Below are 26,979 nucleotides of genomic sequence, written 5' to 3'. Positions count from 1 at the left end.
TGATCCCCGTGCGGGTTGCACAGGAATGAGGCCGATCCGGCCTGCTCCAGACCAGCGCACACCGCAGTATTTGCGACAGTGCGCTATCATGCGCGGCTTGTGAAAATGTTGGACTGATGATGAACGCTTTGGCCGACGATCTGCCCCCTGAACTCGCCCGTGCTGGCGTGCGCCCGGCTGATCGGCTTGGGTTTACCCTGATGATTGCAGCGCTGATCCACGTAGCACTGATCCTCGGTGTGGGCTTCGCTTACGTCAAACCGCCAGACATCAGCAAAACCCTGGAAATCACCCTCGCCACCTTCAAAAGCGAAGCCCCGCCGAAAAAAGCCGATTTTCTCGCCCAGGATAATCAGCAGGGCAGTGGCACGCTGGACAAGAAGGCGATCCCCAAGACGACCGAGCTGGCGCCATTTCAGGACACCAAGATCAACAAGGTGACGCCACCCCCTGCCGCCAAGCCGGTGGAAAAGCAGGTAGCACCGAAAACGGCGGTCGCGACCACCGCGCAGAAAACCCAGAAAACCGTGACCAAGCGCGAAGAGATCAAACAAGAACCCGCCGTCAAGGCCGCGCCGACCTTTGACAGCTCGCAGCTGACCAGCGAAATTTCCAGCCTGGAAGCCGAGCTCTCCAACGAACAACAGCTGTACGCCAAGCGCCCTAAGATCCATCGCCTCAGCGCTGCGTCGACCATGCGCGACAAAGGCGCCTGGTATAAAGAAGACTGGCGTAAAAAAATCGAACGGATAGGCAATCTCAACTATCCGGAAGAAGCGCGGCGCAACCAGGTGTACGGTAATTTGCGGATGATGGTGTCGATCAACCGCGATGGCTCCCTGTTCGAAATATTAGTGCTGGAGTCGTCCGGTCAGCCGCTGCTCGATCAAGCTGCGCAACGTATTGTGCGATTGGCGGCGCCTTTTGCGCCGTTCACCGGCGATCTGGCTGACATCGACCGACTGGAGATCATTCGCACCTGGCGTTTCGCCCGTGGCGATAAGCTGTCCAGCAACTGAAGACCTGAACACCTATCACATTAGCCAGTTGTCAGGCCCGTCGGGCAGCGCCACACTAGGGCTCATGAAAAACGTCCCCGCAAGCTACCTCAAGCATCACTTCCTGATTGCCATGCCGCACATGGCCGATCCGAACTTTGCGCACACCTTGACCTACATCGTCGAGCACAACGCAAATGGCGCCATGGGCCTGGTGATCAACCGTCCACAGGGCCTGACGCTGGCGGACATTCTTGAGCAACTGCGCCCGGAAACCGAACCGCCATTGCGCTGCCAGCACATCCCGATTCATACCGGTGGCCCAGTGCAAACCGATCGCGGCTTTGTCCTGCACCCGAGCGGACCGCAGTTTCAGGCAACGGTCGAACTCGGCGGCCTCGCGCTGTCGACGTCTCAGGATGTGCTGTTCTCTATCGCTGACGGCTACGGCCCGGATCAACATGTAATCACCCTCGGGTATGCGGGCTGGGAAGCCGGGCAACTGGACGCCGAGCTGGCCGCCAACATCTGGCTGACCTGCCCGTTCGATCCGGCCATCCTGTTCGATATCCCGAGTGAGCATCGCCTCCACGCGGCGGCGGCCGGCCTGGGCGTCAATCTCAGCTTGCTGACCAGTCAGGCGGGCCACGCCTGATGGCTTTACGTCTTTTGCTGGGCTTCGATTACGGCACCAAACAGATCGGCGTTGCCGTTGGTCAGGTGATTACCGGCCAGGCCCGCGAGCTGTGCATCTTGAAAGCGCAGAACGGTATCCCGGACTGGGACAAGGTCGAAGCATTGATCCGAGAATGGAAGCCCGACGCCATTGTCGTCGGCCTGCCGCTAAACATGGACGGCACGCCGAGCGACATGAGTGCCCGTGCTGAAAAATTCTCGCGTCGACTCAACGGCCGCTACAACCTGCCGGTGTATACCCACGACGAGCGCCTGACCACCTTTGAAGCCAAGGGCGAGCGTCTGTCCCGTGGCGGGCAGAAAGGCAGCTATCGCGACAACCCGGTGGATGCCATTGCTGCCGCGCTGTTGTTACAGGGCTGGCTGGATGCCAACGGCGCCCTGTTTGACGCGTGATCGCTTTATCGATCTCTTTATTGAAAGAATAGACATCCAGTTTTCAGCCTGAGCAACCTGCGTGAAAGACGCTCAGGCCCCTGAAGGAGCAACCATGAGCCTGCCCAATCCCGCCGCACTGATCAGCCAGATGGCCATTGATCTGAAGGCCTATCTGAGCCAGCGCAACATCACTGAACCGCGTTATATCGGCATTCGCACGGGCGGCATCTGGGTCGCACAGGCGTTGCTTGAAGCGCTGGGCAGCCAGTCGCCGTTGGGCACACTGGACGTGTCCTTCTACCGCGACGATTTCAGCCAGAGCGGCCTGCACCCGCAAGTGCGTCCCTCGGCCCTGCCGTTCGAGATCGAAGGCCAGCACTTGGTACTGATCGATGACGTGCTGATGAGCGGCCGGACCATCCGCGCTGCGCTCAACGAACTGTTCGATTACGGCCGTCCGGCCAGCGTGACCCTGGTCTGCCTGCTCGATCTTAACGCCGGGGAACTGCCGATTAGCCCCGACGTGGTCGGCGCCACCCTGTCGCTGGCGCCCGATGAGCGGGTAAAATTGCTCGGCCCCGCGCCGCTCGCACTTGAATACCAGAACCTCTCTGCCGCCGCCCTCTAGCCCCTAATAAAGAGTCCTTGCGATGACGCCTATCGACGCCAAGCGCCCACTGCAGCTCAATCATCAGGGCCAGCTGCGCCACTTTCTCTCGCTCGACGGTTTGCCCCGCGAGTTACTCACCGAAATTCTCGACACCGCCGATTCCTTTCTGGAAGTCGGCGCCCGGGCGGTAAAGAAAGTCCCGCTGCTGCGCGGCAAGACGGTGTGCAACGTGTTCTTCGAGAACTCGACCCGCACCCGCACCACATTCGAACTGGCTGCCCAACGGCTGTCGGCCGACGTGATCACCCTGAATGTCTCGACCTCGTCCACCAGTAAGGGCGAAACGCTGTTCGACACCCTGCGCAACCTTGAAGCGATGGCCGCCGACATGTTCGTCGTGCGTCATGGCGACTCGGGCGCCGCGCACTTCATCGCCGAACATGTCTGCCCGGAGGTCGCGATCATCAACGGTGGCGACGGCCGCCATGCGCACCCGACCCAGGGAATGCTCGACATGCTCACCATTCGTCGGCACAAAGGCGGTTTCGAAAACCTCTCTGTGGCCATCGTTGGCGACATCCTGCACTCGCGAGTCGCGCGCTCGAACATGATTGCGCTCAAAGCCCTCGGCTGCCCGGACATCCGCGTGGTCGCGCCGAAAACGTTGTTGCCGGTAGGCGTCGAGCAGTACGGGGTCAAGGTCTACACCGACCTGGCTGCCGGCCTCAAAGACGTAGACGTGGTGATCATGCTGCGCCTGCAGCGCGAACGCATGCAGGGCGGTCTGTTGCCCAGCGAAGGTGAGTTCTATCGCCTGTTCGGCTTGACCACCGCTCGTCTGGCTGGCGCCAAACCGGATGTGATTGTCATGCACCCAGGCCCGATCAACCGCGGCGTCGAAATCGAGTCGGCAGTGGCCGACGGCGCCCATTCGGTAATCCTCAACCAGGTCACCTACGGCATCGCAGTACGCATGGCCGTGCTGTCCATGGCCATGAGCGGGCAAACCGCACAACGTCAATTCGAGCAGGAGAACGCCCAGTGAAGCTCAGCATCCTCGGCGCCCGCGTCATCGACCCCACCAGCGGTCTGGACAACGTCATTGATTTGCACCTGGAAGCCGGCAAAATTATCGCCTTCGGCGAGGCGCCAGCAGGTTTCGTTACCAGCCAAACGATCGAGGCCAAGGGCCTGGTCGCCGCCCCCGGCCTGGTCGACCTCAACGTAGCCCTGCGCGAGCCGGGTTACAGCCGCAAAGGCTCCATCGCCAGCGAAACCAGGGCTGCAGCAGCCGGTGGCGTCACCAGCCTGTGCTGCCCGCCACGGACTAAACCCGTGCTCGACACCTCCGCCGTGGCCGAGCTGATCATCGACCGCGCCCGCGAAGCCGGCAATTGCAAAGTGTTCCCCATCGGCGCCTTCAGCAAGGGTCTGGAAGGCGAGCAACTGGCCGAGCTGATTGCCTTGCGCGATGCGGGCTGCATCGCCTTCGGTAATGGTCTGGACAGTTTTCGCAATACCCGGACGTTGTGTCGGGCACTGGAATACGCCGCGACCTTCGACCTGACGGTAATTTTCCATTCTCAGGACCGCGATCTGGCTGAAGGGGGTCTGGCCCATGAAGGCCCTACTGCCAGCTTCCTCGGCTTGCCGGGCATTCCCGAGACCGCCGAAACCGTGGCCTTGGCTCGGGACCTGCTGCTGGTGGAACAAAGCGGCGTGCGTGCGCACTTCAGCCAATTGACCAGTGCACGCGGTGTGGAACTGATCGCTCAGGCGCAGGCCCGTGGGCTGCCGGTCACCGCCGACGTGGCGATGTATCAGCTTATCCTCACCGATGAAGCGCTGATCGACTTCTCCAGCCTGTACCACGTCCAGCCGCCGCTGCGCACCCGCGCCGACCGCGATGGCCTGCGTGAAGCCGTTAAGTCCGGGGTGGTTCAAGCCATCTCCAGCCATCACCAACCCCATGAACGCGATGCCAAGCTGGCCCCGTTCGGTGCGACCGAGCCGGGCATCAGCAGCGTTGAGCTGCTATTACCGCTGGCGATGACGTTGGTCGCAGACGGCCTGCTCGACCTCCCTACCCTGCTGGCACGCCTCAGCGCGGGCCCTGCAGCAGCCTTGCGCCTGCCTGCCGGTCAATTGCGTGTCGGTGCGCCAGCGGATCTGGTGCTGTTCGATCCGACGGCGTCTACTGTTGTTGGCGAGAAATGGCTGTCCAAAGGCGAAAACTGCCCGTTCCTTGGCCACTGCCTGCCAGGGGCCGTGCGCTACACCCTGGTGGATGGACGGATCAGCTACAGCAGCTGATTGGGTCTTGATCGCGGTGCGTCAGATGCACCGCTTAAACTGCTTCGCAGCGGGACACGTAGTCTTGCAACTATGCGTCCCGCTGCGAAGCAGTCATCAACTCACCCCGCTACCCAACGCTCCCTTCACCTGATCCAACAACCCCATCTTCGATTCGTCAGGCAACCGGTCGAGCAGATCCTTGACCTTCGCTAAAGCCTTCGCCGCCTCCGTGGCCTTGAGCAGTTTTTGCAGCTCGGGCGTGGTCGCGGTTTCTGCGCTGAGGGCTGGCGGTGTGGGCAAGGCTTTCACCAACTTCAGCATATCGCCAGGGTCTTTGCTGAACGCCCGAATGTTGTCGAGATTGTCCAGCATCGGCAGGGCGATGCCCGTGACAGAATCAAACGCGCTGACTTGCGGAAAGCCCACCTTGCCGCGAAACACGGGGATGCCCAGCGATGGAATCAGCAGACCCACCAGATAACGCGGGTCGTGGCGCTTGATGCTTAAACCGACACTGGCCACCGCAATACCCACCCCAATCACTTGCCCGGCCCTCGCCACCGGCGACAGGGACTTGTTGGATTCGGTGTCGAAAAAGATGCAGCGGTAGCGGAAGTAATCACTGAACACTTCGCGCTCGCCCAAGGCCGTTGAGTTCATGAACCAGGCGCGTGAATCGTGGACCTGCTCGTCGAAAAAGTCGGTGAGCGTGCGAGCGGTGTCGGTCAGGGGCTCGGCGGTTTTTAAGTCATAGAGCGCCAGGTAAGCCTGGTTACCAGAGGTGCGCAGGTCACGGTATTCCTGGGCTTCATCCTGCTCGTTGGTCAGGTATATCAACCCCCCGAACAGCAGATGAGGAATGGTCGCCCAACTGATGGCGTCACCGGCCAACGCCAGCGACCAGTTGCTCGGGTCATAGTCGCGACCGAACTCGGTCATGGCCCTGTCCATCTGGCGCTGATCGAGCGTGGGCTCAAAGGCTTTGTGGGTATTAAAGTCGATGGGTTGTGCCGCGCCGACGCGTTGTTCATAACCCTGTTTGAGCGCCCGATATTCCTGATGCGTTGCCAGCGAGGTGCCTGACAACTCCTTGAGCGGTTGGCCCTCATGGTTGGCCTTGTTCTCGGCCAGCTGTCGCTCATGCAGTGCTTTAAGGGCATCCCACTCTTCCTGGGTCATGTCCTTGCCGTTGACATGCTGGTAGGCGGAGGTTGTCCTGAAGTGATAGCTGCCATAACGATTGATCCGCCACCCCGTCAACAGCGCCTGCTCACCGGCCAAGGCGCCTTCCAGCGGGCCGGTTTTATGGTGGGCGAGCCAGGTGTTGAAGCGGAGGGTGAGGGTTTCGGAGATGGCGAAGGCTTTGAATGTTTTAGCGTCCATTTCCAGCCAAGGCCATTTCGCTTTTTGCTCGTCGCTGAGTGCAATCGATGGCGCCTGCAACGGAGCGCCGACTGCGTAGGCTTCAGCGTACATATGCTGCAACGGAAGTTGCGACATTACGTCCTGAGGACCGCCCAGCGACTTGCCCTGATCGCCCGGCGAATACCCACCACCGACATCGGAGTGCATGCCGGGGTACAGGTATTCGACCGTGTTGGCGCGGTAGGTCGAAGGGCAACTCGGGTCATCGGGGTCGTTCTTGCGCCGAATCGAGTCCACCGGGAAACAGGTGCGTTGCTCATGGGCGGCGACCAGATGCACGCAGCGCTCCAAAAACTTCTCCGAGTCCGACAGGCGCATGGAGTCATCGGCCCACCCCATATGGCCCTCGGCGAACGGCATCGCGTAGGCCATGCCGGTGGAGGCCACGGTGTCGAACAAACCCAGGAAGGCAATGCAGATCGGCAGGCCGGCAAACAGGTAACAGGTTTCACCCTCGACCTCGACTTGGGTCAAACTTTCCAGCCAGGTGGCAAAGGCCCGGGCTTCGGCGGCGCCCCGGGAAAAGCCATACACGTACAGGCGCAGGCCGATGATCCGCGGCTGGGTCTTGCGCACATGCACAAAGTCGACCTTTTTTTGCAGCGCCAGCAACGGCGCGTGCAAGGCCTCTCGCCGACGGCTGTCACCGCTCTTGAGCAACGTCGCGCCGAGCATCTCTTCAGTGAACGAGGTGCCCATTTTCTGCACCAACTCATAGGCGTCTGAAGGTTTGAGACGTGGTTCACCGCAAGCCCGACCCACCGCATCCAGCAGGCGCGTGATACCCCAATTGATCCGGTTCTCACCGCCGACCGCGCCGATCAGCCCCAGGTCTCGTGGTTCGAACTCGCCGATCTCCTTGAACTCGGTGCCGACCCCTTGCATGTAATAGGCGTAAAACCCGTTTGTGTTCGCCCGGCTCTGCTCTGTGCCTGAGTCGGCACCGACGCTGGCGTGGTAAAGCCGCGCCACGTTGCTGGTGCTCGGGGGTTGACCGAGTTTGTCTGAAGGTTCGTGGTTGTTGGTGCCGTCGAAACACAGGGAGATGTTCAGCACATTCATGCACGGCGGGCCGGTATACGTTTCACCCGCCGCCTCGGCGGCGCGTTCAGCCGCATAGCCGGCCAGAAGCTCGGGCCGAAATTGTGTGCGGTAGTTAAGCCCCACATCCTCGGACGTGCGCGGCAGCAGCCCCTCTTTGGGGAACGGCGGGGTCGGCGTTAACGGCGCCGGGGCAGGGCGTTGAGAACCTGAATTCAAAGTGCTGGACATACCGAGGGCTCTTCCATTTTGGAGGGGTAGTTGAAGGGATAACCGGCGTTGCCGGGCGTAACGGCGACAGCCGAAACGGCAACTTGGTTGCAGGGCAAGAAATGAACATCGATGACGCCGAGTTCTTCATACGGCGCCACCTCCACGACGGCGCGATGGCGGGTGTTTTTAGACTCGTGTTCCTGCATTCGCTTGTTCCAAGCGTCGCTGAACGGGCGCTCAGGCCATTTGCCATAGGCGTGCGGCGTCGGATCCTTCTCCCACTCCACCACCACGGTCAGCCCGGGATGCCACTTGCGCGGCAGGCTCACGCAGCAGTTCTGCTTGCCGCCCCCGCCGTAAGGGCCGATGTTCGGGCCGCCGTTACCGTTGACCATGAAGTAATTGATCGCCGCCGAGGTATGGCTGTAGCCCTCGATAGGCGCGCCAAGTCGGTCGGGCAATGATTGGCTGCACGCTTGCAGCGCAAGGCAAGCGAGCGCAGCCGCCGCCCAAAGCGCTGGCCTTCGGCGTGGGGCGCCAGGGTTTAGGGTGCGGGACATACGGCAGGGACTTCCATTTTAAGGGGGTAGTTGTAGGGATGATTGGGGCGACCGTGGTAGCTGGGACTGGCGGCGACCTTGACTTGATCGCAAGGCAGAAAGTGCACATTGACCAACCCGAGTTGCTCATACGGCGCCACCTCCACGACGGCGCGATGGCGGGTGTATTTGGATCGGTGTTCTTTCATTCGTGCACGCCACGCATCAGAAAACGGGGGGACACCCCAATACCGTGACGCACCGACATTCGGATCCTTCTCCCACTCCACCACCACGGTCAGGCCGGGGTGCCACTTGCGGGGCAGGCTCACGCAGCAGTTCTGGCTGCCGCCCCCGCCGTAAGGGCCGATGTTCGGGCCGCCGTTGCCGTTGACCATGAAGTAGTTGATCGCCGCCGAGGTGTGGCTGTACCCCTCGATGGGCGCGCCGAGCCGGTCGGGCAATGATTGGCTGCACGCTTGCAGCGCAAGGCAGGCGAGCGCAGCCGCCACCCAAAGCGCTGGCCTTCGGCGTGGGGTGCCAGGTTTTAGGGTGCGGGACATACGGCAGGCTCTTCCATTTTCATAGGATAGTTGTAGGGATGATTGGGGCGACCGTGGTAGCTAGGACTGGCGGCGACCTTGACTTGATCGCAAGGCAGAAAATGCACATTGACCAGGCCAAGTTGCTCATACGGCGCCACCTCCACGACGGCGCGATGGCGGGTGTTTTTAGACTCGTGTTCCTGCATTCGCTTGTTCCAAGCATCGCTGAACGGGCGCTCAGGCCATTTGCCGTAGGCGTGCGGCGTCGGATCCTTCTCCCACTCCACCACCACGGTCAGGCCGGGATGCCACTTGCGCGGCAGGCTCACGCAGCAGTTCTGGCTGCCGCCCCCGCCGTAAGGCCCGATGTTCGGCCCGCCGTTGCCGTTGACCATGAAGTAGTTGATCGCCGCCGAGGTATGGCTGTACCCCTCGATAGGCGCACCCAGTCGGTCGGGCAGGGATTGGCTGCAGGCTTGCAGCGCAAGGCAGGTCAGCAGGCAAAGCGCGAGCGGACGCCTCATGCCAAGCCGCCGTTCTGCGGCAGGTCTTCGGGCAAGTGTTGGGCCAGCCACTCGATCATAAATGCCCGGTGTTCCTCGCCTTTAAGGCGGCGGTCACTGGCGGCGAGGTGCCCCAAATACAGCAGGGATACCCGTTGTTCCTTGCCGACCCGGTAGTTCCGTTTGCGCAGACCGTGGGTTTCTTCCCATTGCTCGGCAGCACTCCAGGTGCACACGGATTCGACCTGAAACGCGTCCATCATCAAGGGCGTACTGGGGCGGGTAAATTCGTGAAAGGGGAGGTAGTCGCCACCGATGATCTGCGCTTTGTGATCGCGGTCGGTCCAGTGCCAACTGATGACGGGGGCATGGAAATCGCGAGCCGCGTCTTCGATAAACACGCCACTGATGTGCTTGAACAACCGGTTGTCGTAGTAACGCAGGATGCCGCTCTTGGCGCCTTTGTCCCAATGCGCCTGGGTGTAATAACGCAGGTGCTCGCTCAACGCGTCGAACGGCCAGGGGCTTAACAGCGACAGCACGCGGGACTCGCGTTCGAACGCCCTGACAAACGTCCCCAGCCAGTTCACCTGGGCCGCATGTGCCCAGAACACACGAACATGCACAGGGCCTTGTGCGGCCAGTGCGTGTTCCGGCGTGCCCTCAAGCAGCGGTGTGTGCAAGGGCGGCGGGTCGAGTTCGGCCAGCCGTTGCAGCAAGGGGTAATCCAGCAACGTGGCGTTGATGATCATGTCGAGGTGGTCGAGGCTTGCTGCGTCTGCGTGTTGTTTCAGGTCGCGCAGACACGCGGGGATTTCAAAGCCCATGGCGGGCTGATGAGTCAGTTTCGGCATTCCGCTGCCCTGCCTTTTGTAAGGAAAGTTGTCCAAGGCATAGTCAGCGAAAGGTTTTTTATCGTCTGTAGGCCAAATCAGTCCCGTGTTGCAGGAAAGGTCTGAAAGGTTGACCTACAAAAAAACCGCCGTTCGTGAGAAGGGCGGTTAGGGGATATCAGGGGGGGGTATTTGAAGGAAATGGAAATAATAAAATGTGTGCGGGCATTCGATAGCGATGCAACGTTGCACGAGTAAGGCGCGGTCGTTCCACCGACTGTAGAAAATTTCTATCAGTTACAGCTAGCTTGATGGGAGCATTACTGGCTTTACCCCCGTCGCGCATTCTCGATAGAAATCTGGTCATTCAGGGTCCAGAAGTCATACAACACGCCCAGCAGAAAAAATCCGCCGGTGAATAGATAGATGATCCCGGTGATCCATTTGCCTTGGTACATCCGGTGCACGCCGAACACGCCAAGGAATGTCAGCAAGATCCAGGCGACGCTGTAGTCGATGGAACCCGCGTTAAAACGCAGGTCGGCTTCGCGGTCCATGCTCGGGATCAAAAACAGGTCGATCAGCCAACCGATACCCAGCAGACCCAACGTAAAAAACCAGATAGTTCCGGTGACTGGCTTGCCGTAATAGAAGCGATGCGATCCGGTAAAACCAACAATCCATAGCAGGTAACCAAGAATCTTGCTGTGGGTGTCCTGAGGTTGGATGTCCTGACGATAGCTGTTCATTCACTGCCTCTTTTAAGCTGATAGAAAAAAATATCTGTAAATTTTGTGACTTTAATGTGGAGCTCCGACGTATGGCACAAACCTTAAAAGCTTGGCGCAACCCCTTGTAATTAAGGGCTTTGCCAAAATCCATGTGACACATTACCGCAATAATGGGCACGTTCGTTCCGCATTTGTTTCGACCAGCGGGGTCAGAACGACGCAAAAAGCTGTTATAAAGTTGCGCGCTGACCAATAAGAGCCCTGCCTAATGCGTCCAATTTTCAAGACATGGCTAACTATTTGCCTGCTTATGCCGCTGGCCGCCCACGCCACCAACCGTGAGCAACAGTTACCGCCAAGCTTCACTGGTTTCACCGCAAAATCCCATTCTTCACCAACACCCGTAGCCACCGCTTCCATCGAACCAACAGCTCCAACCCGGACAAGTCACCGTCCCGCTCACGGAAAATCCGTGAGCAAAACCGCTGCAAAAACCAAGAACAAAGGCAAAACCGGCACCGTCGCACAAATGCCGGTCAAACAGAGCAGCGCGGTGTTAAGCCGGGCAGTGAATGTGCTTGGTACTCCTTATCGTTGGGGCGGCAGCAGCCCAAGTAAAGGGTTCGATTGCAGCGGTCTGGTCAAATACGCTTTCCGCGATGTGAACGAAGCCGATTTACCGCGCACCTCGAATGCCATGGCTGCAGGCCACGGGCAGAAAGTTGAACGCAAGGATTTGAAACCGGGAGACTTGTTGTTCTTCACTATAAAGAGCAGCAAGGTCAATCATGTTGCCATTTACCTGGGCAATGACCGCTTCATCCATGCCCCTCGTCGCGGCAAAGCAGTGTCGATCGATACGCTGAAGAAGCCTTATTGGGACGACCATTACGTGCTCGCCAAGCGGGTCCTGCCAAAGAACGATCCCGTCCTGCGCATCTCTCAGCGTTGACGGTATAGCCTGCGTTCACGCAGGCAATGCGCCGGAGTGTCCTTCGGCGCATCCTTTCTTCTCCCCCCGCAATTAGCTCGCGCTTATTAGAAGTTATCTGGCGTCTTGGCCTTCTCCCGAGCACCTTCGCGGGTGATCAGGCCTCTGGTCACCAACTCTTTCAAGCTCATGTCCAGCGTCTGCATGCCCAACGAACCTCCCGTCTGGATCGATGAGTACATCTGCGCGACCTTGTCCTCGCGAATAAGGTTACGGATCGCCGGTGTACCAATCATGATTTCGTGTGCGGCGACCCGCCCGCCACCGACTTTCTTGACCAGCGTTTGCGAGATAACGGCCTGCAACGACTCGGACAGCATCGAGCGCACCATCGATTTCTCTTGCGCCGGGAATACATCGACAACCCGGTCGATGGTTTTCGCCGCCGACGTGGTGTGCAGCGTGCCGAACACCAAATGCCCGGTTTCCGCAGCGGTCAGCGCCAGGCGGATGGTTTCAAGGTCACGCATTTCACCCACCAGAATGATGTCCGGGTCTTCCCGCAAGGCCGAACGCAAGGCCTCAGAGAAGCCCAACGTGTCTCGATGGACTTCGCGCTGGTTGACCAGGCACTTCTTCGACTCGTGGACGAACTCGATCGGGTCTTCAATCGTCAGAATGTGGTGATGCTTGTTACTGTTCAGGTAATCGATCATCGCCGCCAGGGTGGTGGACTTCCCTGAACCGGTCGGGCCGGTAACCAATACCAGCCCGCGCGGCACGTCGGTAATCTTGCGAAACACTTCTCCCATGCCGAGATCGTCCATGGTCAGGACTTTCGACGGAATAGTCCGAAACACCGCACCGGCACCCCGATTCTGGTTGAAAGCGTTCACCCGGAACCGCGCAATACCAGGCACCTCGAAGGAAAAGTCAGTCTCCAAAAACTCCTCAAAGTCCTTGCGCTGCTTGTCGTTCATGATGTCGTAGATCAGTTCCTGAACCTGTTTGTGGTCCAGCGCCGGCAGGTTGATCCGCCGTACATCGCCATCGACTCGAATCATCGGTGGCAGCCCGGCGGAGAGATGCAAGTCCGACGCGCCCTGCTTGGCACTGAAAGCCAGCAGCTCGGTAATATCCATAGGGCTCCCCAATCACATAGAATGCCGCAGACCTTAGCCCTGCTGGCGCAAATCAATGTCCACGATAGCAGACAACGTTTCCCAAGTTGATGAGCGAATTCGCGCAGCAGCCCTTGCGGCGCAACGCGACCCATCGACCATCCACTTGCTGGCCGTAAGCAAGACCAAACCTGCCGCTGCTTTGCGCGAGGCGTTTGCCGCCGGACTGCGTGACTTCGGCGAAAACTACTTGCAGGAAGCCTTGAGCAAACAGCTTGAATTAGCTGACCTGCCCTTGTGTTGGCATTTCATCGGCCCCATTCAGTCAAACAAGACTCGCGCTATCGCCGAGCACTTTGCCTGGGTGCACTCTGTGGATCGCTTGAAAATCGCTCAACGCCTGTCCGAGCAACGCCCCGCAGAGCTCCCGCCGCTCAACATCTGCATTCAGGTCAACGTCAGTGGCGAAGCGAGCAAGTCTGGTTGCACGCCGGCCGACCTGCCCGCCTTGGCCGCCGCGATCAGCGCATTGCCGCGCTTGAAGTTGCGCGGGCTGATGGCGATTCCCGAACCCACCGATGACAGCGCGGAACAAAACGCTGCTTTTGCGACGGTACGCCGCCTGCAAGACAGCCTGAACCTGCCGCTGGACACACTGTCCATGGGCATGAGCCACGACCTGGAAGCCGCCATTGCACAAGGCGCAACCTGGGTTCGAATCGGAACGGCTCTTTTTGGTGCCCGCGATTACGGCCAGCCATAAATCCATTTTGCTAACAGGAACTCAGTCATGAGCAACACTCGTATTGCCTTTATCGGTGCCGGAAACATGGCCACCAGCCTGATCGGCGGGTTGCGCGCCCAAGGCGTGGACGCGGCACTGATTCGTGCCAGCGATCCCGGCGCCGAGCAACGCGCCAAAGTCGCCGCCGAGCATGGCATTGAGCTGTTCGCCGATAACGCCCAGGCCATCGAAGGCGCGGACGTCGTGCTGATCGCGGTAAAGCCACAAATGATGAAGGCCGTGTGCGAAGCATTGCGCCCAAGCCTCAAGCCCGGCCAACTGGTCGTGTCCATCGCCGCCGGTATCACCTGCGCCAGCATGAACAAGTGGCTGGGTGAACACCCGATCGTGCGCTGCATGCCCAATACTCCGGCACTCCTGCGCCAGGGCGTGAGCGGCCTGTACGCCACCGCCAGTGTTTCCAGCGAACAACGCGAGCAGGCCGGGCAACTCCTGTCGGCCGTCGGCATTGTGCTGTGGCTGGACGATGAAAAGCAGCTGGACGCTGTCACCGCAGTGTCCGGCAGTGGTCCGGCGTATTTTTTCCTGTTGATCGAAGCCATGACCGCCGCAGGCGAAAAACTCGGCCTGCCGCGCGAGACCGCTGCTCAACTAACCCTGCAGACCGCCTTGGGCGCGGCACTGATGGCCACTGGCAGCGATGTTGATGCCGCTGAGCTGCGCCGCCGTGTAACCTCCCCTGCGGGTACCACGGAAGCGGCTATCAAATCTTTCCAGGCTGGCGGCTTCGAAGCCCTGGTCGAAACAGCACTCACTGCTGCCGCGCATCGTTCGGCAGAAATGGCCGAACAGCTGGGCCAGTAACTTTTTAGGCCATTGAGGAGCAGACCGATGATCGGACTGAACACCGCTGCAATTTATGTTCTGCAAACCGTCGGCAGCTTATACCTGCTGATCATTCTGCTGCGCTTCGTGCTGCAACTGGTTCGCGCAGACTTCTACAACCCTCTGAGCCAGTTCGCCGTGCGTGCCACCCAGCCGCTGCTCAAACCACTGCGGCGGATCATTCCGAGCATGTTCGGGCTGGACATGTCCTCGCTGGTTCTGGCGATCATCGTGCAGTTTTTGCTGTTCGCCCTGATCTTCCTGCTGGCTGTAGGGTACATAAACAACCCGCTGCTGCTGTTGGTCTGGTCGCTGATTGCGGTCACCTCACTGTTCCTGAAGATTTTCTTCTACGCCCTGATCATCAGCGTGATCCTGTCCTGGGTCGCACCGGGCAGCCATAATCCAGGGGCAGAACTGGTCAACCAGATTTGCGAGCCTGCTCTGGCGCCGTTCCGCAAGATTCTGCCGAACCTGGGCGGCCTGGATATTTCGCCGATCCTGGCGTTCATGGCACTCAAGCTGCTGGACATGCTGGTGATCAACAACCTCGCCGCCATGACCTATATGCCTGAAGCCCTGCGTCTGCTGATCTAAGCCTCACTCCGCCACATGCAGGCACCGGCAGGTCCGGTGTTTGCTTGCTGCTAAGGGCCGCGGTCTTTAGACTTACGCCTCATTTATGCGAGAGCAGGGTCGATGCCCACGGTCTTTCCCCACGATTCTGTTGGTCTGGTCACGCCGCAACTGGTGCATTTCAGCGAGCCGCTAGCGTTGGCGTGCGGTCGTTCGCTGCCTGCCTACGACCTGATTTACGAAACCTACGGCGAGCTCAATGCTGCCGCCAGCAACGCCGTGCTGATCTGCCATGCACTCTCCGGGCACCATCATGCGGCCGGCTTCCATAGCGTCGATGAGCGCAAGCCCGGTTGGTGGGACAGCTGCATCGGTCCCGGCAAGCCTATCGACACCAACACGTTCTTTGTCGTCAGCCTGAACAACCTTGGCGGCTGCAATGGCTCGACCGGCCCCAGCAGCATCAATCCCGAGACCGGCAAGCCTTTCGGCGCCGATTTCCCGGTGCTGACCGTGGAAGACTGGGTCAACAGTCAGGCACGCCTGGCCGACACCCTGGGCATCCAGCAATGGGCGGCCGTGGTCGGTGGCAGCCTGGGCGGCATGCAGGCGTTGCAGTGGACCATCAGCTACCCGGACCGGGTCCGCCACTGCCTGGCCATCGCATCGGCGCCCAAGTTGTCGGCGCAGAACATCGCCTTCAATGAAGTGGCGCGACAGGCGATCCTGTCCGACCCGGACTTTCATGGCGGTTATTTCCAGGAATACGGTGTGATCCCCAAGCGCGGCCTGATGCTGGCGCGCATGGTCGGGCACATCACGTACCTGTCCGATGACTCGATGGGCGAGAAATTCGGGCGTGGCCTGAAGAGCGAAAAACTCAACTACGACTTCCACAGCGTCGAGTTCCAGGTTGAAAGCTACCTGCGCTATCAGGGCGAAGAGTTCTCCGGGCGCTTCGATGCCAACACCTACCTGCTGATGACCAAGGCGCTGGACTACTTCGACCCGGCCGCCAATCACGGCGACAACCTGGCACTGACCTTTGCCGGGGCCAAGGCTGATTTCTGCGTGATCTCCTTCACCACCGACTGGCGCTTCTCGCCAGCCCGTTCGCGGGAGCTGGTGGATGCGCTGATGGCGGCGAAAAAGAACGTCTGCTACCTGGAAATCGATGCTCCGCAAGGCCATGACGCCTTTCTGATTCCGATCCCGCGCTACTTGCAGGCCTTCACCAGCTACATGAACCGAATTGCACTCTGAGGACACCATGAGAGCCGACCTGGAAATTATCCAAGACTGGATCCCTGCCGGCAGCCGGGTGCTCGACCTCGGCTGCGGCGATGGCGAACTGCTGGCCTGGCTGCGCGATCACAAGCAAGTCACGGGTTACGGCCTGGAAAACGACGCCGATAACATCGCTCACTGCGTCGCCAAGGGCGTTAACGTCATCGAGCAGGATCTGGACAAAGGTCTCGGCAACTTCGCCAGCAACAGCTTCGATGTCGTAGTCATGACCCAGGCCCTGCAAGCCGTGCACTACCCCGACCGGATTCTCGACGAGATGCTGCGGGTCGGTCGCCAGTGCATCATCACCTTCCCCAACTTCGGTCACTGGCGCTGCCGTTGGTACCTGGCCAGCAAGGGCCGGATGCCGGTGTCGGACTTTCTGCCGTATACCTGGTACAACACGCCGAACATCCACTTCTGTACGTTCGGCGACTTCGAAGAGCTGTGCCGTGGCCGCAAAGCGCGCGTCATCAACCGGCTGGCCGTCGATCAGCAACATCGACATGGCTGGGCCAGCAAGCTATGGCCTAATCTGTTAGGTGAGATCGGGATCTACCGCGTCAGCAGCCCTGGCCTGCAAGATCACCGGATCGCGATTTGAATCACTGCCCAAGGAGAACGATCATGCGTCGCTTAGCTCTGTTTCTATGTGCTCTATGCCTGGCCCTGCCGGCCATGGCCGCGGATTACGCCAAGCCCGAACGCCTGGAAAAATTTGGCGATGTGACGGTGCACTACAGCGCCTTCACGTCCAGCTTCCTGCAGCCTGACATTGCCAAGGCCTCCGGCCTCGTGCGCAGCAAGAATCAGGGGGTCATGAACATCGCCGTGCTCAAGGCCGACAAGCCCAGTGCCGCCAGCGTCACCGGCACGGTCAAAGACCTGACCGGTCGCAGCACCACCCTGACGTTCAAGCAAATCACCGATCAGGGCGCGGTGTATTACATTGCGCAATTCCCGATCGTGCAGCAAGAAACCCTCACTTTCACTATCAATGTTCAGGCTGGTGGCGCGACCAACAGCTTCAGCTTTAACCAGGAACTGTTTCCAGGCGAATGATGACGTTCACGCAACTTGTTCTGGCCAGCCATAACGCTGGCAAGCTGAAAGAACTCCAGGCCATGCTTGGTGACTCCGTGCACCTGCGTTCCATCGGTGAGTTCAGCAGTGTCGAGCCGGAAGAGACCGGCCTGTCATTCGTCGAAAACGCGATCCTCAAGGCGCGCAATGCCGCCCGGATTTCCGGACTGCCGGCGCTGGCCGACGACTCCGGGTTGGCCGTGGACTTTCTGGGTGGTGCGCCAGGCATTTATTCGGCCCGGTACGCCGACGGCCAGGGCGATGCGGCGAACAACGCCAAGCTGCTGGAGGCGTTGAAGGATGTACCCGCCGACCAGCGTGGCGCGCAATTCGTCTGTGTTCTGGCACTGGTGCGGCACGCAGATGATCCGCTGCCGATCATCTGCGAAGGCCTGTGGCACGGGCGCATCCTGAGCGCTGCAAGCGGTGCACACGGTTTCGGCTACGACCCTTTGTTCTGGGTGCCCGAGCGTGACTGTTCGAGCGCAGAGCTCAGCCCCGTGGAAAAAAACCAGCTTAGCCACCGCGCCCGCGCCATGGCGTTGCTGCGTCAGCGCTTGAGCCTGCAATGACACCGGATACGCCCGTACAACCGCTGTTTCTGGGTGAGACCGGTTTTTCCTCGGCCGCTCCTTCCACCCAGAGCCCGAGGGCAGGCTTGCCACACCTGCCACCCTTGGCGCTGTACATCCATATCCCGTGGTGCGTGCGCAAATGCCCGTACTGCGACTTCAACTCGCACACGGCCAGCCCGGTATTGCCCGAACAGGAATACGTCGACGCATTGCTGGCGGACCTTGATCAAGACCTGCGGCACGTTCATGGCCGCGAGCTGAGCTCGATTTTCTTCGGCGGCGGCACGCCCAGCCTGTTCAGCGCCAACGCGCTGGGCCGTCTGCTCAAGGGCGTGGAACAGCGCATCCGTTTTGCCGGCGACATCGAAATCACCCTTGAAGCCAACCCCGGCACTTTTGAGCAAGCCAAATTCAGCGCGTATCGCGGGCTTGGCATCAATCGGCTGTCGATTGGTATTCAGAGTTTCCAGGAAGAGAAGCTCAAAGCGCTGGGCCGCATCCACAATGGCGATGAAGCCATTCGCGCAGCCGACATGGCGCGCCAGGCTGGTTTCGATAACTTCAACCTGGACTTGATGCACGGTTTGCCGGATCAGTCGCAGGAAGACGCACTAAACGATTTGCGCCAGGCCATCGCGTTAGCGCCGACGCATCTGTCGTGGTACCAACTGACGCTGGAACCGAACACGGTGTTCTGGAACCAGCCGCCGAGCCTGCCGGAGGACGACATCCTGTGGGACATTCAAGAAGCCGGACAGGCGTTGCTCGCCGAGCACGGTTATGCGCAATACGAAGTGTCGGCCTACGCCCAACCCGGCAGACCTGCGCGGCATAACCTCAATTACTGGAGCTTCGGCGACTTCATCGGCATCGGTGCCGGCGCGCATGGCAAGCTCAGCCATCCCGACGGGCGCATCGTACGCACCTGGAAGACCCGCCTGCCCAAGGATTATCTGAACCCGAACAAGGCGTTCAAGGCTGGCGAAAAGCTGCTCAGCAACGAAGAAATGCCCTTCGAATTCCTGATGAATGCCCTGCGCCTGACAAATGGCGTCGACGCGGAGCTATTTCGCGAGCGCACCGGTCTAAGCCTCGACACCCTGGCCAGCGCCCGGCAACAGGCCGAGCAGCGCGGCCTTCTGGACGCCGATCCGACTCGCCTGGTCGCCAGCGCCCGGGGCCAGTTGTTCCTCAATGACTTGCTGCACTATTTTTTGACCTAAGGACTTTGCATGGACCTTGTACTCGACCTGCTCGCCACCGTCTCGCGCTGGAGCCGCAGCAACCTTTCCGAAATCGCCCTGGCGTTGGTCGGTTGTCTATTGGTGTTGTTTGGTGCCGACATCAAAGGCTGGCTGGAAGGACGTATCGGTGGCTTGGCGGGCGCGTTGCGCGTACCCGTCATGGCCCTTTTGTGCACAATCGGCAGCGGCGCGGCACTGATCTACGCCACCCCATGGGTTATCCGCGGGCTGAGCCAGTTCAACAACTACAGCCTTGCGCCTGTGCTGTTGGTGGTGTTGATCTTGATTGGGGTTGTAGCGGATCGCCGCTAAAGAACACCTATAGGAGCGCGCTTACCCGCGATAAGGTCGGCACGACCTTAAGGATGCAAGCCCGCTCCTACAGGTTTTACGCCAGCTTCTCGAACTTCAAATCCCACACGCCATGCCCAAGCCGCTCACCGCGACGTTCAAACTTGGTGATCGGGCGCTCGGTTGGGCGAGGTACGCATTTTCCGTCTTCGGCCTGGTTGCGATAGCCCGGCGCGACGTTCATCACTTCCAGCATGTACTCGGCATAGGGTTCCCAATCGGTGGCCATGTGCAGAATGCCGCCGACCTTGAGCTTGCTGCGCACCAACTCGGCGAACTCCGGCTGAACGATACGGCGCTTGTGGTGACGGCTTTTGTGCCACGGGTCCGGGAAGAACAGCATCAAACGGTCGAGGCTGTTGTCGGCAATGCAACGGTTGAGCACTTCGATGGCATCGCAATCGTAGACGCGCACGTTTGTCAGCCCCTGGGTCAGCACGCCATTCAGCAGCGCGCCCACACCCGGGTGATGCACTTCGACGCCAATGAAATCGTGCTCGAGCGAGGCTGCCGCCATTTCCAGCAGCGAATGGCCCATGCCGAAGCCGATTTCCAGGGTACGTGGCGCCGAGCGACCGAATACCTGATCAAAATCCACGGGCGCATCAGCCAGCGGCAAGACGAACAGCGGCCGGCCTTGATCGAGGCCGCGTTGCTGGCCTTCGGTCATACGTCCGGCGCGCATCACGAAACTCTTGATGCGACGGTGTTGGCGCTCTTCGCCCTGTTCGGGAACAGACGGCTCTGGGTTGGAAACGTGCGAATCAGTCATCAACGGGCTCTTACTTGATCAGACCATCCAGCGGCGAGGAGGCGCTGGCATAGAGTTTCTTGGGCATACGGCCAGCGAGATACGCCAGACGACCGGCGACAATCGCGTGCTTCATGGCTTCGGCCATCATCACCGGATTTTGCGCATGGGCGATGGCCGAGTTCATCAGCACCGCCTCACAGCCCAATTCCATGGCGATGGTGGCATCGGAAGCAGTACCGACGCCCGCATCGACCAGAACCGGCACTTTGGCCTCTTCGAGGATGATCTGCAGGTTGTAGGGATTGCAGATACCCAGACCGGTGCCGATCAGGCCTGCCAGCGGCATGACCGCGATGCAGCCGATTTCCGCCAGTTGGCGCGCAATAATCGGGTCGTCACTGGTGTAGACCATGACGTCGAAACCATCTTTGACCAGAATCTCGGCGGCCTTGAGGGTTTCGATCACGTTCGGGAACAGGGTTTTCTGGTCGGCCAACACTTCCAGCTTGACCAGGTTTTTACCGTCGAGCAGCTCACGGGCCAGACGGCAGGTGCGCACCGCTTCGATAGCGTCGAAACAACCGGCGGTGTTCGGCAGGATGGTGTAGCGATCCGGCGGCAGGATGTCGAGCAGGTTCGGCTCACCCGGGTTCTGCCCAAGGTTGGTCCGACGCACGGCGACGGTGACAATTTCGGCACCCGAGGCTTCAATGGCCAGGCGCGTGGACTCCATGTCCGGGTACTTGCCCGTGCCAACCAGCAGGCGCGACTGGAAAGTACGACCGGCCAGAGTGAAAGGCTTGTCGGTGCGAACGTTGCTCATCGGAAATCCTCTTTAAGGTTGAGGTTCTTGCAGATTTGAATCGAAAGACTGACGACCCGCTGGATCGACTGAAGCGGCCTAGCCGCCACCGATGGCGTGCACCACTTCGACCTGGTCGCCTTCGCGCAGGGCCGTGGAAACGTGCTGGCTGCGCGGGACAATATCCTGATTGAGCTCGACCGCCACTCGACGCCCGGTCAGGTCCAGACGGATAAGTAACCCCGCGACGGTTTCACCGTCGGGCAGTTCAAAGGATTCACCGTTCAACTGAATGTGCATGCGATAAGCAGCCATCATTTTAAGGGCCAGCATTCTAGCCCGATCATTACGTATGACCAAGGCAAAGCCACGCCATTCGTCTCAAGTGGAGCCTAGGGGTCAGGCTCGAATATGTTAGACCGTGCCCAGGCGCCATGCCGCCAGGCCCAGCAGCAGCCAGCCCATCAGGAAGGCCAGCCCACCAAACGGAGTGATGATCCCAAGCCGGGTGACACCGGTCAGGGTCAACAGGTACAGGCTGCCAGAGAACAACACAATACCGACGACAAACGAGATCCCCGCCCACGTCATCAAACGGCCAGGGATCTGCACGGCAAGCAATGCAACGGCTAATAAGGCCAAGGTGTGGACCAGCTGGTACATCACACCTGTATGGAAAATCGCCAGATACTCCGCGCTCAGGCGATTTTTCAGGCCGTGAGCGGCAAACGCACCCAGGGCTACGCCGGTAAAACCGAAAAAGGCAGCAAGCATCAAGAAGCCACGAAACATCTCAAACTCCAGTCAACGATCATTCAATTGCGCAGGGTCTGTATAATGGCCCGCTCGACTGCTCCGGCCAAGCCATCTCTTATGCTGCGTTTCCTCTTCAACCGTGTCGTCAAAGCCCTGTTCTGGTTCGCAGCAGCCAGCGTTGTGCTGGTATTGATCTTTCGTTGGGTGCCGCCACCCGGTACCGCGCTGATGGTCGAGCGCAAGATCGAGTCCTGGACCGACGGCCAGCCTATCGACCTGCAACGCACCTGGCAGCCCTGGGACAAAATCTCCAACGACCTGAAAGTGGCGGTGATCGCGGGTGAAGACCAGAAATTCGCCGAGCACTGGGGGTTCGATGTCGACGCGATTCAGGCTGCGCTGGCCCATAACGAACTCGGTGGCTCGGTACGCGGCGCCAGTACGCTGAGCCAGCAGGTATCGAAGAACCTGTTCCTGTGGTCGGGCCGTAGCTGGCTGCGCAAAGGGTTGGAGGCCTGGTTCACCGGGTTGATCGAGGTGTTCTGGTCCAAGCAGCGAATTCTCGAGGTTTACCTCAACAGCGTCGAGTGGGACGACGGCGTGTTTGGCGCCGAAGCGGCTGCGCGGCATCACTTCGGCGTGAGCGCTGGCGGGCTCTCGATGCAGCAGGCCAGCTACCTCGCCGCCGTGCTGCCCAATCCCCGCCAGTGGAGCGCCAGCCACCCCAATAGCTACGTGGCGCGCCGTGCCGGCTGGATTCGCCAGCAGATGCGCCAGTTGGGTGGGGATGAATATCTGGTGGGCTTGAACCACAGCCGGAAGTTTTAATTCAGCATCGTTGGTGTCTGGACTGACGCCTTCGCGCTTATCTGACACAACAAAAAACGCCCCGATCACATGATCGGGGCGTTTTTTTGTGTCGAGCAGCTGTTTACGCAGCGATCGACAATTTGAGCTTGTTCATCGCGCTCTTTTCCAGCTGACGAATACGCTCGGCGGAGACGTTGTACTTCTGCGCCAAGTCATGCAACGTGGCCTTCTCCTCAGACAACCAGCGCTGATAAAGAATGTCACGGCTACGGTCATCAAGGACATCCAGCGCCTGGTGCAGATTGGCAGTGGAGTTATCGGTCCAGTCGGAATCTTCCAACTGCCGGGCCGGGTCGTAACGGTGGTCTTCCAGGTAATTGGCAGGCGACTGGAAGGCGCTGTCATCGTCCGCTTCGGCAGCCGGATCGAATGCCATGTCGTGGCCCGTCAGGCGGCTTTCCATTTCGCGCACTTCGCGCGGCTCTACACCGAGGCTTTCCGCCACACGATGGACTTCTTCATTGTTCAGCCACGCCAGACGTTTTTTCTGGCTGCGCAGATTGAAGAACAGCTTGCGCTGCGCCTTGGTCGTGGCGACTTTGACGATGCGCCAGTTGCGCAGAATGAATTCATGAATTTCAGCTTTGATCCAGTGCACAGCGAACGACACCAGGCGCACACCCATTTCCGGGTTGAAGCGTTTGACGGCCTTCATCAGGCCAACGTTACCTTCCTGGATCAGGTCAGCCTGTGCCAGGCCATAACCGGAATAACTGCGTGCGATATGCACCACAAAACGCAGGTGGGCGAGCACCATCTGCCGAGCCGCCCCTAGATCCTGCTCATAATAGAGACTCTCGGCCAGTTCACGCTCCTGCTCGGGCGTCAGCAATGGAATGCTGTTGACCGTGTGCACGTAGGCCTCCAGGTTTGCGCCTGGGGCCGCTAATGCATAAACAGGTTGCAAAGAAGTGGTCATACGAAAAAAACCTCCGACTCACATAACTCGTGCAGTTCAGCACTGCGAAATTGACCGGGAACCACTAGACAAGTTCCCTAAACCGCTGAAAACGTCAATATTAAAAAATAATTCTAACGAGGCGCCAGCTCTCTCAAGTGGCGTGCTACTGCAATCCAAGCACCGATATACCCTAACAATACCGCTCCAAGCAAGAGCGAAAAGCCATCAGCAAGCGGCACACCCGCCAAAGAGAAGTCGCTCCCGTACAGACCCGCCAACCCAACTACGGCATCGTTGAGCCAGTCTAGACCAAAAGCGAGCACGCCCCAGGACAGAAAACCGGCCCCCAGGCCATACAGCGCGCCCATATACAGAAAAGGCCGACGCACGTAGGCGTCAGTACCGCCTACCAGTTTGATCACCTCGATCTCGACGCGGCGGTTCTCGATATGCAGACGTATCGTGTTACCAATTACCAGCAGCAGCGCGAGCACCAGCAGGACGGTCAGACCAAAAACAAAACGGTCGCCCAGCTTGAGGATCGCAGCCAGACGCTCAACCCATACTAGATCAAGCTGAGCCTGCTGCACCTTCGGCAACTCTGCCAGACGCGTGCGCAGTGCTTCCAAAGCAGGCTTATCCACTTCATTCGGCGTCACCAGTACAACGCCCGGAAGCGGGTTCTGTGGCAACTCCTTCAACGCTTCGCCAAGCCCGGATTGCTGCTGAAACTCAACCAGAGCCTGATCCTTGCTGATGTATTCGGCCTCTGCCACGCCGGGCATCCGCTTGATCTGCTCGCTCAGGGCGTTGCCCTCACTGGCGCTGGCGTTCAGCTCCAGGTAAAGCGAAATCTGTGCTGCACGCTGCCACGAACCGCCCAATCGCTCGACGTTGTTCAACAGCAGCGATAAACCCATGGGCAGGCTCAAGGCGATGGCCATCACCAGACAGGTAAAGAAGCTGCCAATCGGCTGTTTGCCCAAACGGCGCACGCTGTCGAGCACGCTGGAGCGGTGCGCTTCCAGCCAGGCATGCAGCAAGGTGCTGAAGTCTGGACCGTCATCGTCGTCACCAGGCTTTTTCTTTTTCTGCGGTTGCGGTTCGGCCGCCTTGGGCGCGACACGCTCCGACACTTTAGGGCTGCGTGTCGCGCTCATACGGCCTCCCCGTCGCCAATCAAGCGACCACGCTGGAGCGTCAGCATGCGATGACGCATGCGCGCAATCAACGCCAGGTCATGGCTGGCGATCAGCACACTGGTGCCCAAACGGTTGATATCTTCGAATACACCCATGATTTCCGCTGCCAGACGTGGGTCAAGGTTACCGGTGGGTTCATCCGCCAGCAGTAACGCCGGACGGTGGACGATGGCCCGAGCGATGCCGACCCGCTGTTGCTGGCCTGTGGATAAGTCACCGGGGTACAGATCGGTTTTATCCGAGAGCGCCACGCGCTCCAGGGCCGAATCGACGCGCTTGGTGATTTCCGCCTTGGACAAGCCAAGAATCTGCAGTGGCAAGGCGATGTTATTGAACACCGTACGGTCGAACAGTAGCTGGTGATTCTGGAACACCACGCCTATCTGACGACGCAGAAACGGGATTTGCGAGGTACTGATCTGGCCCAGATCCTGACCGGCCAGCAACAATTTGCCGGTGGTCGGGCGTTCCATGGCCAGGAGCAAGCGCAACAGAGTGCTTTTGCCGGCGCCAGAATGGCCGGTGACAAACAAAAACTCGCCACGACGTACTCGAAAGCTCAGCTCATGCAAGCCGACGTGTCCGTTCGGATAGCGTTTACCGACCTGTTCGAAACGAATCATGTGCGCTCCCGCTCGGCGAACAGAGCTTGAACAAAGGGTTCAGCTTCAAAAGTACGCAAATCGTCGATGCCTTCACCCACGCCGATATACCGAATCGGCAGACCAAACTGCTTGGCCAGGGCGAAGATCACACCCCCTTTGGCGGTACCGTCGAGTTTGGTCAGGGCCAGACCGGTCAAGGTCACGGTCTGATTGAACTGCTTGGCCTGATTGATTGCGTTCTGCCCAGTGCCCGCGTCCAGCACCAACAGCACTTCATGCGGCGCGTCGGCGTCGAGCTTGCCGATGACCCGGCGAACTTTTTTCAGTTCTTCCATCAGGTTGTCTTTGGTGTGGAGCCGACCCGCGGTGTCGGCGATCAGCACATCAATGCCGCGAGCCTTGGCCGCCTGCACCGCGTCAAAGATCACCGAAGCCGAATCCGCGCCGGTGTGCTGGGCGATGACTGGAATGTGATTGCGCTCACCCCAGACCTGCAGCTGCTCCACCGCTGCCGCGCGGAAGGTGTCACCGGCGGCGAGCATGACTTTTTTACCTTCGAGCTGGAGCTTTTTCGCCAGCTTGCCGATGGTCGTTGTTTTGCCTGCGCCATTGACGCCCACCACTAGGATCACGAACGGCTTGTTCTGCCCGGCGATGACCAATGGCTTCTCGACGGGCTTGAGCAAGGCCGTCAGTTCAGCCTGCAACGACTTATACAGAGCGTCGCTGTCGGTCAGCTGCTTGCGCGCGACCTTCTGGGTCAGGCTTTGAATAATCACCGCTGTCGCATCGACGCCCACATCGGCGGTCAGCAGCCGGGTTTCGATCTCTTCGAGCAGGTCATCGTCGATCAGCTTCTTGCCGAGGAACAGGCTGGCCATGCCCTCGCCCAGACTGGCGCTGGTTTTCGACAAACCTTGCTTGAGACGAGCGAAAAAGCCGGCTTTACTGGCTTCTGTGGCTGTCGGGGTGACCGGAGCAGGCACGGAAACGGGAGCAGGAGCAACTTCAGCCACTCGCGCGACCGACTGGGGTGCCGGTGCCGAAACGGGCACTGGCACGACAATCAGCTCAGGCACAGCCACAGGCACAGCCACAGCCACAGCCACAGGCGCCAGCTCGGCGGGCATCGGCTGCACATCCGGCACGCTGTGCGCCGGAATCGGCGGCGTCACGTGAGGCTCAAGCTCATCGATCAGCGCCACGGACTCTTCGGCCACCGGTAATATCAGCCAAGGCTGAGGCTCTGGAGCCGATTGCGGCGCGAGTTGTGGCTCAACAGCGACTGGCGCGTGGTCGATGACCACCTCAGGCGCTGCTGTGGGTAGGTTTTGTGGCTGCTCGGCAACGGTTTCCTGCGGCTTTTTGCGCAGCCATCCGAACAGGCCTTTTTTCTCTGCAGCCGGAGCTGGGGTCTTCTTGTCGTCGTTGGAACCAAACATGGAGGACGGCTATCTCAAGGTAGCGACGCGCCAAAGCGGCGC

General features: G+C 59.7%; 32 protein-coding genes. 17 read left to right on the top strand and 15 right to left on the bottom strand.

Features of this window, described 5'->3' with window-relative positions; translation table 11 throughout:
• Window positions 1-116: 116 nt before the first annotated feature.
• From ACVBEG_RS25840 to ACVBEG_RS25815, 6 genes are all read left to right on the top strand, one after another.
• On the top strand, window positions 117-1,019 hold the full coding sequence (locus tag ACVBEG_RS25840) for an energy transducer TonB (protein ID WP_407074604.1): 903 nt from the start codon (window positions 117-119) through the stop codon (window positions 1,017-1,019).
• Between the two features lie 64 nt (window positions 1,020-1,083).
• Entirely contained in the window at window positions 1,084-1,653 is a 570-nt protein-coding gene (locus ACVBEG_RS25835) for a YqgE/AlgH family protein (RefSeq protein WP_322176865.1), read from the top strand.
• A complete protein-coding gene (gene ruvX / locus ACVBEG_RS25830; protein WP_219063978.1) occupies window positions 1,653-2,090 on the top strand; it encodes a Holliday junction resolvase RuvX in 438 nt (145 codons plus the stop codon). The genes ACVBEG_RS25835 and ruvX overlap by 1 nt, the downstream gene beginning before the upstream one ends.
• Window positions 2,091-2,184: 94 nt before the next feature.
• Window positions 2,185-2,700 (top strand): bifunctional pyr operon transcriptional regulator/uracil phosphoribosyltransferase PyrR, encoded by a 516-nt coding sequence (gene pyrR / locus ACVBEG_RS25825; protein WP_322176866.1) that lies wholly within the window; start codon window positions 2,185-2,187, stop codon window positions 2,698-2,700.
• A 22-nt stretch (window positions 2,701-2,722) separates the two neighbouring features.
• Window positions 2,723-3,727 carry an aspartate carbamoyltransferase catalytic subunit gene (locus ACVBEG_RS25820; protein ID WP_330200982.1) on the top strand — a complete coding sequence of 335 codons (1,005 nt, stop codon included), beginning with the start codon at window positions 2,723-2,725 and terminating at the stop codon, window positions 3,725-3,727.
• A complete protein-coding gene (locus ACVBEG_RS25815; protein ID WP_447108411.1) occupies window positions 3,724-4,995 on the top strand; it encodes a dihydroorotase in 1,272 nt (423 codons plus the stop codon). Before ACVBEG_RS25820 ends, ACVBEG_RS25815 begins: the two co-directional genes overlap by 4 nt.
• Before the next feature lie 96 nt (window positions 4,996-5,091).
• Here the strand turns inward: ACVBEG_RS25815 and ACVBEG_RS25810 are convergent, their stop codons facing one another.
• The 6 genes from ACVBEG_RS25810 to ACVBEG_RS25785 all read right to left on the bottom strand — a co-directional run bounded on the left by ACVBEG_RS25810 (window position 5,092) and on the right by ACVBEG_RS25785 (window position 10,825).
• Window positions 5,092-7,674 carry a T6SS phospholipase effector Tle1-like catalytic domain-containing protein gene (locus tag ACVBEG_RS25810; protein WP_447108410.1) on the bottom strand — a complete coding sequence of 861 codons (2,583 nt, stop codon included), beginning with the start codon at window positions 7,672-7,674 and terminating at the stop codon, window positions 5,092-5,094.
• Window positions 7,659-8,216 (bottom strand): DUF3304 domain-containing protein, encoded by a 558-nt coding sequence (locus ACVBEG_RS25805; protein WP_447108409.1) that lies wholly within the window; start codon window positions 8,214-8,216, stop codon window positions 7,659-7,661. The genes ACVBEG_RS25810 and ACVBEG_RS25805 overlap by 16 nt, the downstream gene beginning before the upstream one ends.
• On the bottom strand, window positions 8,201-8,758 hold the full coding sequence (locus ACVBEG_RS25800) for a DUF3304 domain-containing protein (protein WP_447108408.1): 558 nt from the start codon (window positions 8,756-8,758) through the stop codon (window positions 8,201-8,203). Before ACVBEG_RS25800 ends, ACVBEG_RS25805 begins: the two co-directional genes overlap by 16 nt.
• A complete protein-coding gene (locus tag ACVBEG_RS25795) occupies window positions 8,743-9,264 on the bottom strand; it encodes a DUF3304 domain-containing protein (protein WP_447108407.1) in 522 nt (173 codons plus the stop codon). Before ACVBEG_RS25795 ends, ACVBEG_RS25800 begins: the two co-directional genes overlap by 16 nt.
• Window positions 9,261-10,097 (bottom strand): DUF4123 domain-containing protein, encoded by an 837-nt coding sequence (locus ACVBEG_RS25790; protein ID WP_447108406.1) that lies wholly within the window; start codon window positions 10,095-10,097, stop codon window positions 9,261-9,263. Before ACVBEG_RS25790 ends, ACVBEG_RS25795 begins: the two co-directional genes overlap by 4 nt.
• A gap of 308 nt (window positions 10,098-10,405) precedes the next feature.
• Window positions 10,406-10,825, bottom strand: coding sequence for a TM2 domain-containing protein (locus tag ACVBEG_RS25785; RefSeq protein ID WP_322218436.1), 420 nt, complete (start codon window positions 10,823-10,825; stop codon window positions 10,406-10,408).
• A gap of 250 nt (window positions 10,826-11,075) precedes the next feature.
• Here ACVBEG_RS25785 and ACVBEG_RS25780 point away from each other — a divergent pair, with 250 nt between their 5' ends.
• Window positions 11,076-11,759: a C40 family peptidase gene (locus ACVBEG_RS25780; RefSeq protein WP_322218438.1), complete on the top strand. Its 684-nt coding sequence runs from the start codon at window positions 11,076-11,078 to the stop codon at window positions 11,757-11,759.
• 86 nt (window positions 11,760-11,845) lie between these two features.
• On the opposite strand, the gene ACVBEG_RS25775 is transcribed toward ACVBEG_RS25780, so the two are convergent.
• The gene (locus tag ACVBEG_RS25775) at window positions 11,846-12,880 is read right to left on the bottom strand and encodes a type IV pilus twitching motility protein PilT (RefSeq protein ID WP_322176874.1); all 1,035 of its coding nucleotides are present in this window, start codon (window positions 12,878-12,880) and stop codon (window positions 11,846-11,848) included.
• A gap of 55 nt (window positions 12,881-12,935) precedes the next feature.
• Here ACVBEG_RS25775 and ACVBEG_RS25770 point away from each other — a divergent pair, with 55 nt between their 5' ends.
• From ACVBEG_RS25770 to ACVBEG_RS25730, 9 genes are all read left to right on the top strand, one after another.
• Window positions 12,936-13,622, top strand: a complete 687-nt coding sequence (locus ACVBEG_RS25770; protein WP_322176875.1) for a YggS family pyridoxal phosphate-dependent enzyme — start codon at window positions 12,936-12,938, stop codon at window positions 13,620-13,622.
• A gap of 27 nt (window positions 13,623-13,649) precedes the next feature.
• Entirely contained in the window at window positions 13,650-14,468 is an 819-nt protein-coding gene (gene proC / locus ACVBEG_RS25765) for a pyrroline-5-carboxylate reductase (RefSeq protein ID WP_322176876.1), read from the top strand.
• Between the two features lie 27 nt (window positions 14,469-14,495).
• Window positions 14,496-15,086, top strand: coding sequence for a YggT family protein (locus ACVBEG_RS25760; protein ID WP_322176877.1), 591 nt, complete (start codon window positions 14,496-14,498; stop codon window positions 15,084-15,086).
• Window positions 15,087-15,188: 102 nt separating this feature from the next.
• Complete coding sequence (gene metX / locus ACVBEG_RS25755) at window positions 15,189-16,328, top strand: homoserine O-succinyltransferase MetX (protein WP_322176878.1); 1,140 nt, start codon at window positions 15,189-15,191, stop codon at window positions 16,326-16,328.
• A gap of 7 nt (window positions 16,329-16,335) precedes the next feature.
• Complete coding sequence (metW, locus tag ACVBEG_RS25750; protein WP_322176879.1) at window positions 16,336-16,956, top strand: methionine biosynthesis protein MetW; 621 nt, start codon at window positions 16,336-16,338, stop codon at window positions 16,954-16,956.
• A 23-nt stretch (window positions 16,957-16,979) separates the two neighbouring features.
• On the top strand, window positions 16,980-17,414 hold the full coding sequence (locus ACVBEG_RS25745) for a DUF4426 domain-containing protein (protein ID WP_322176880.1): 435 nt from the start codon (window positions 16,980-16,982) through the stop codon (window positions 17,412-17,414).
• Window positions 17,411-18,007 (top strand): RdgB/HAM1 family non-canonical purine NTP pyrophosphatase, encoded by a 597-nt coding sequence (rdgB, locus tag ACVBEG_RS25740; RefSeq protein ID WP_322176881.1) that lies wholly within the window; start codon window positions 17,411-17,413, stop codon window positions 18,005-18,007. The genes ACVBEG_RS25745 and rdgB overlap by 4 nt, the downstream gene beginning before the upstream one ends.
• Window positions 18,004-19,233 carry a radical SAM family heme chaperone HemW gene (hemW, locus tag ACVBEG_RS25735; protein WP_322176882.1) on the top strand — a complete coding sequence of 410 codons (1,230 nt, stop codon included), beginning with the start codon at window positions 18,004-18,006 and terminating at the stop codon, window positions 19,231-19,233. Before rdgB ends, hemW begins: the two co-directional genes overlap by 4 nt.
• A 9-nt stretch (window positions 19,234-19,242) precedes the next feature.
• Window positions 19,243-19,566: a DUF3392 domain-containing protein gene (locus ACVBEG_RS25730; RefSeq protein ID WP_322176883.1), complete on the top strand. Its 324-nt coding sequence runs from the start codon at window positions 19,243-19,245 to the stop codon at window positions 19,564-19,566.
• Window positions 19,567-19,642: 76 nt separating this feature from the next.
• Here ACVBEG_RS25730 and trmB read toward each other — a convergent pair whose 3' ends face one another.
• The 4 genes from trmB to ACVBEG_RS25710 all read right to left on the bottom strand — a co-directional run bounded on the left by trmB (window position 19,643) and on the right by ACVBEG_RS25710 (window position 21,953).
• Entirely contained in the window at window positions 19,643-20,290 is a 648-nt protein-coding gene (gene trmB, locus ACVBEG_RS25725) for a tRNA (guanosine(46)-N7)-methyltransferase TrmB (protein ID WP_322182922.1), read from the bottom strand.
• A 97-nt stretch (window positions 20,291-20,387) separates the two neighbouring features.
• Window positions 20,388-21,182, bottom strand: coding sequence for a thiazole synthase (locus ACVBEG_RS25720; RefSeq protein ID WP_219062850.1), 795 nt, complete (start codon window positions 21,180-21,182; stop codon window positions 20,388-20,390).
• 78 nt (window positions 21,183-21,260) lie between these two features.
• On the bottom strand, window positions 21,261-21,461 hold the full coding sequence (gene thiS / locus ACVBEG_RS25715; protein WP_322182924.1) for a sulfur carrier protein ThiS: 201 nt from the start codon (window positions 21,459-21,461) through the stop codon (window positions 21,261-21,263).
• Window positions 21,462-21,575: 114 nt separating this feature from the next.
• Complete coding sequence (locus tag ACVBEG_RS25710) at window positions 21,576-21,953, bottom strand: DUF423 domain-containing protein (RefSeq protein WP_322176884.1); 378 nt, start codon at window positions 21,951-21,953, stop codon at window positions 21,576-21,578.
• Between the two features lie 81 nt (window positions 21,954-22,034).
• Here ACVBEG_RS25710 and mtgA point away from each other — a divergent pair, with 81 nt between their 5' ends.
• Window positions 22,035-22,745 (top strand): monofunctional biosynthetic peptidoglycan transglycosylase, encoded by a 711-nt coding sequence (mtgA, locus tag ACVBEG_RS25705; RefSeq protein ID WP_322182926.1) that lies wholly within the window; start codon window positions 22,035-22,037, stop codon window positions 22,743-22,745.
• A 103-nt stretch (window positions 22,746-22,848) separates the two neighbouring features.
• On the opposite strand, the gene rpoH is transcribed toward mtgA, so the two are convergent.
• The 4 genes from rpoH to ftsY all read right to left on the bottom strand — a co-directional run bounded on the left by rpoH (window position 22,849) and on the right by ftsY (window position 26,937).
• Window positions 22,849-23,706, bottom strand: a complete 858-nt coding sequence (gene rpoH, locus ACVBEG_RS25700; RefSeq protein ID WP_219062854.1) for an RNA polymerase sigma factor RpoH — start codon at window positions 23,704-23,706, stop codon at window positions 22,849-22,851.
• Between the two features lie 113 nt (window positions 23,707-23,819).
• Window positions 23,820-24,848: a permease-like cell division protein FtsX gene (gene ftsX / locus ACVBEG_RS25695; RefSeq protein WP_322176885.1), complete on the bottom strand. Its 1,029-nt coding sequence runs from the start codon at window positions 24,846-24,848 to the stop codon at window positions 23,820-23,822.
• Window positions 24,845-25,513 carry a cell division ATP-binding protein FtsE gene (gene ftsE / locus ACVBEG_RS25690; RefSeq protein ID WP_219062857.1) on the bottom strand — a complete coding sequence of 223 codons (669 nt, stop codon included), beginning with the start codon at window positions 25,511-25,513 and terminating at the stop codon, window positions 24,845-24,847. Before ftsE ends, ftsX begins: the two co-directional genes overlap by 4 nt.
• Window positions 25,510-26,937: a signal recognition particle-docking protein FtsY gene (ftsY, locus tag ACVBEG_RS25685; protein ID WP_447108405.1), complete on the bottom strand. Its 1,428-nt coding sequence runs from the start codon at window positions 26,935-26,937 to the stop codon at window positions 25,510-25,512. The genes ftsE and ftsY overlap by 4 nt, the downstream gene beginning before the upstream one ends.
• Window positions 26,938-26,979 lie beyond the last annotated feature (42 nt).

It is taken from the genome of Pseudomonas sp. GG8, from assembly GCF_052976945.1.
The sequence above is the reverse complement of the archived record's forward strand: the minus strand, read 5'-3'. Positions and strand labels throughout refer to the sequence as shown.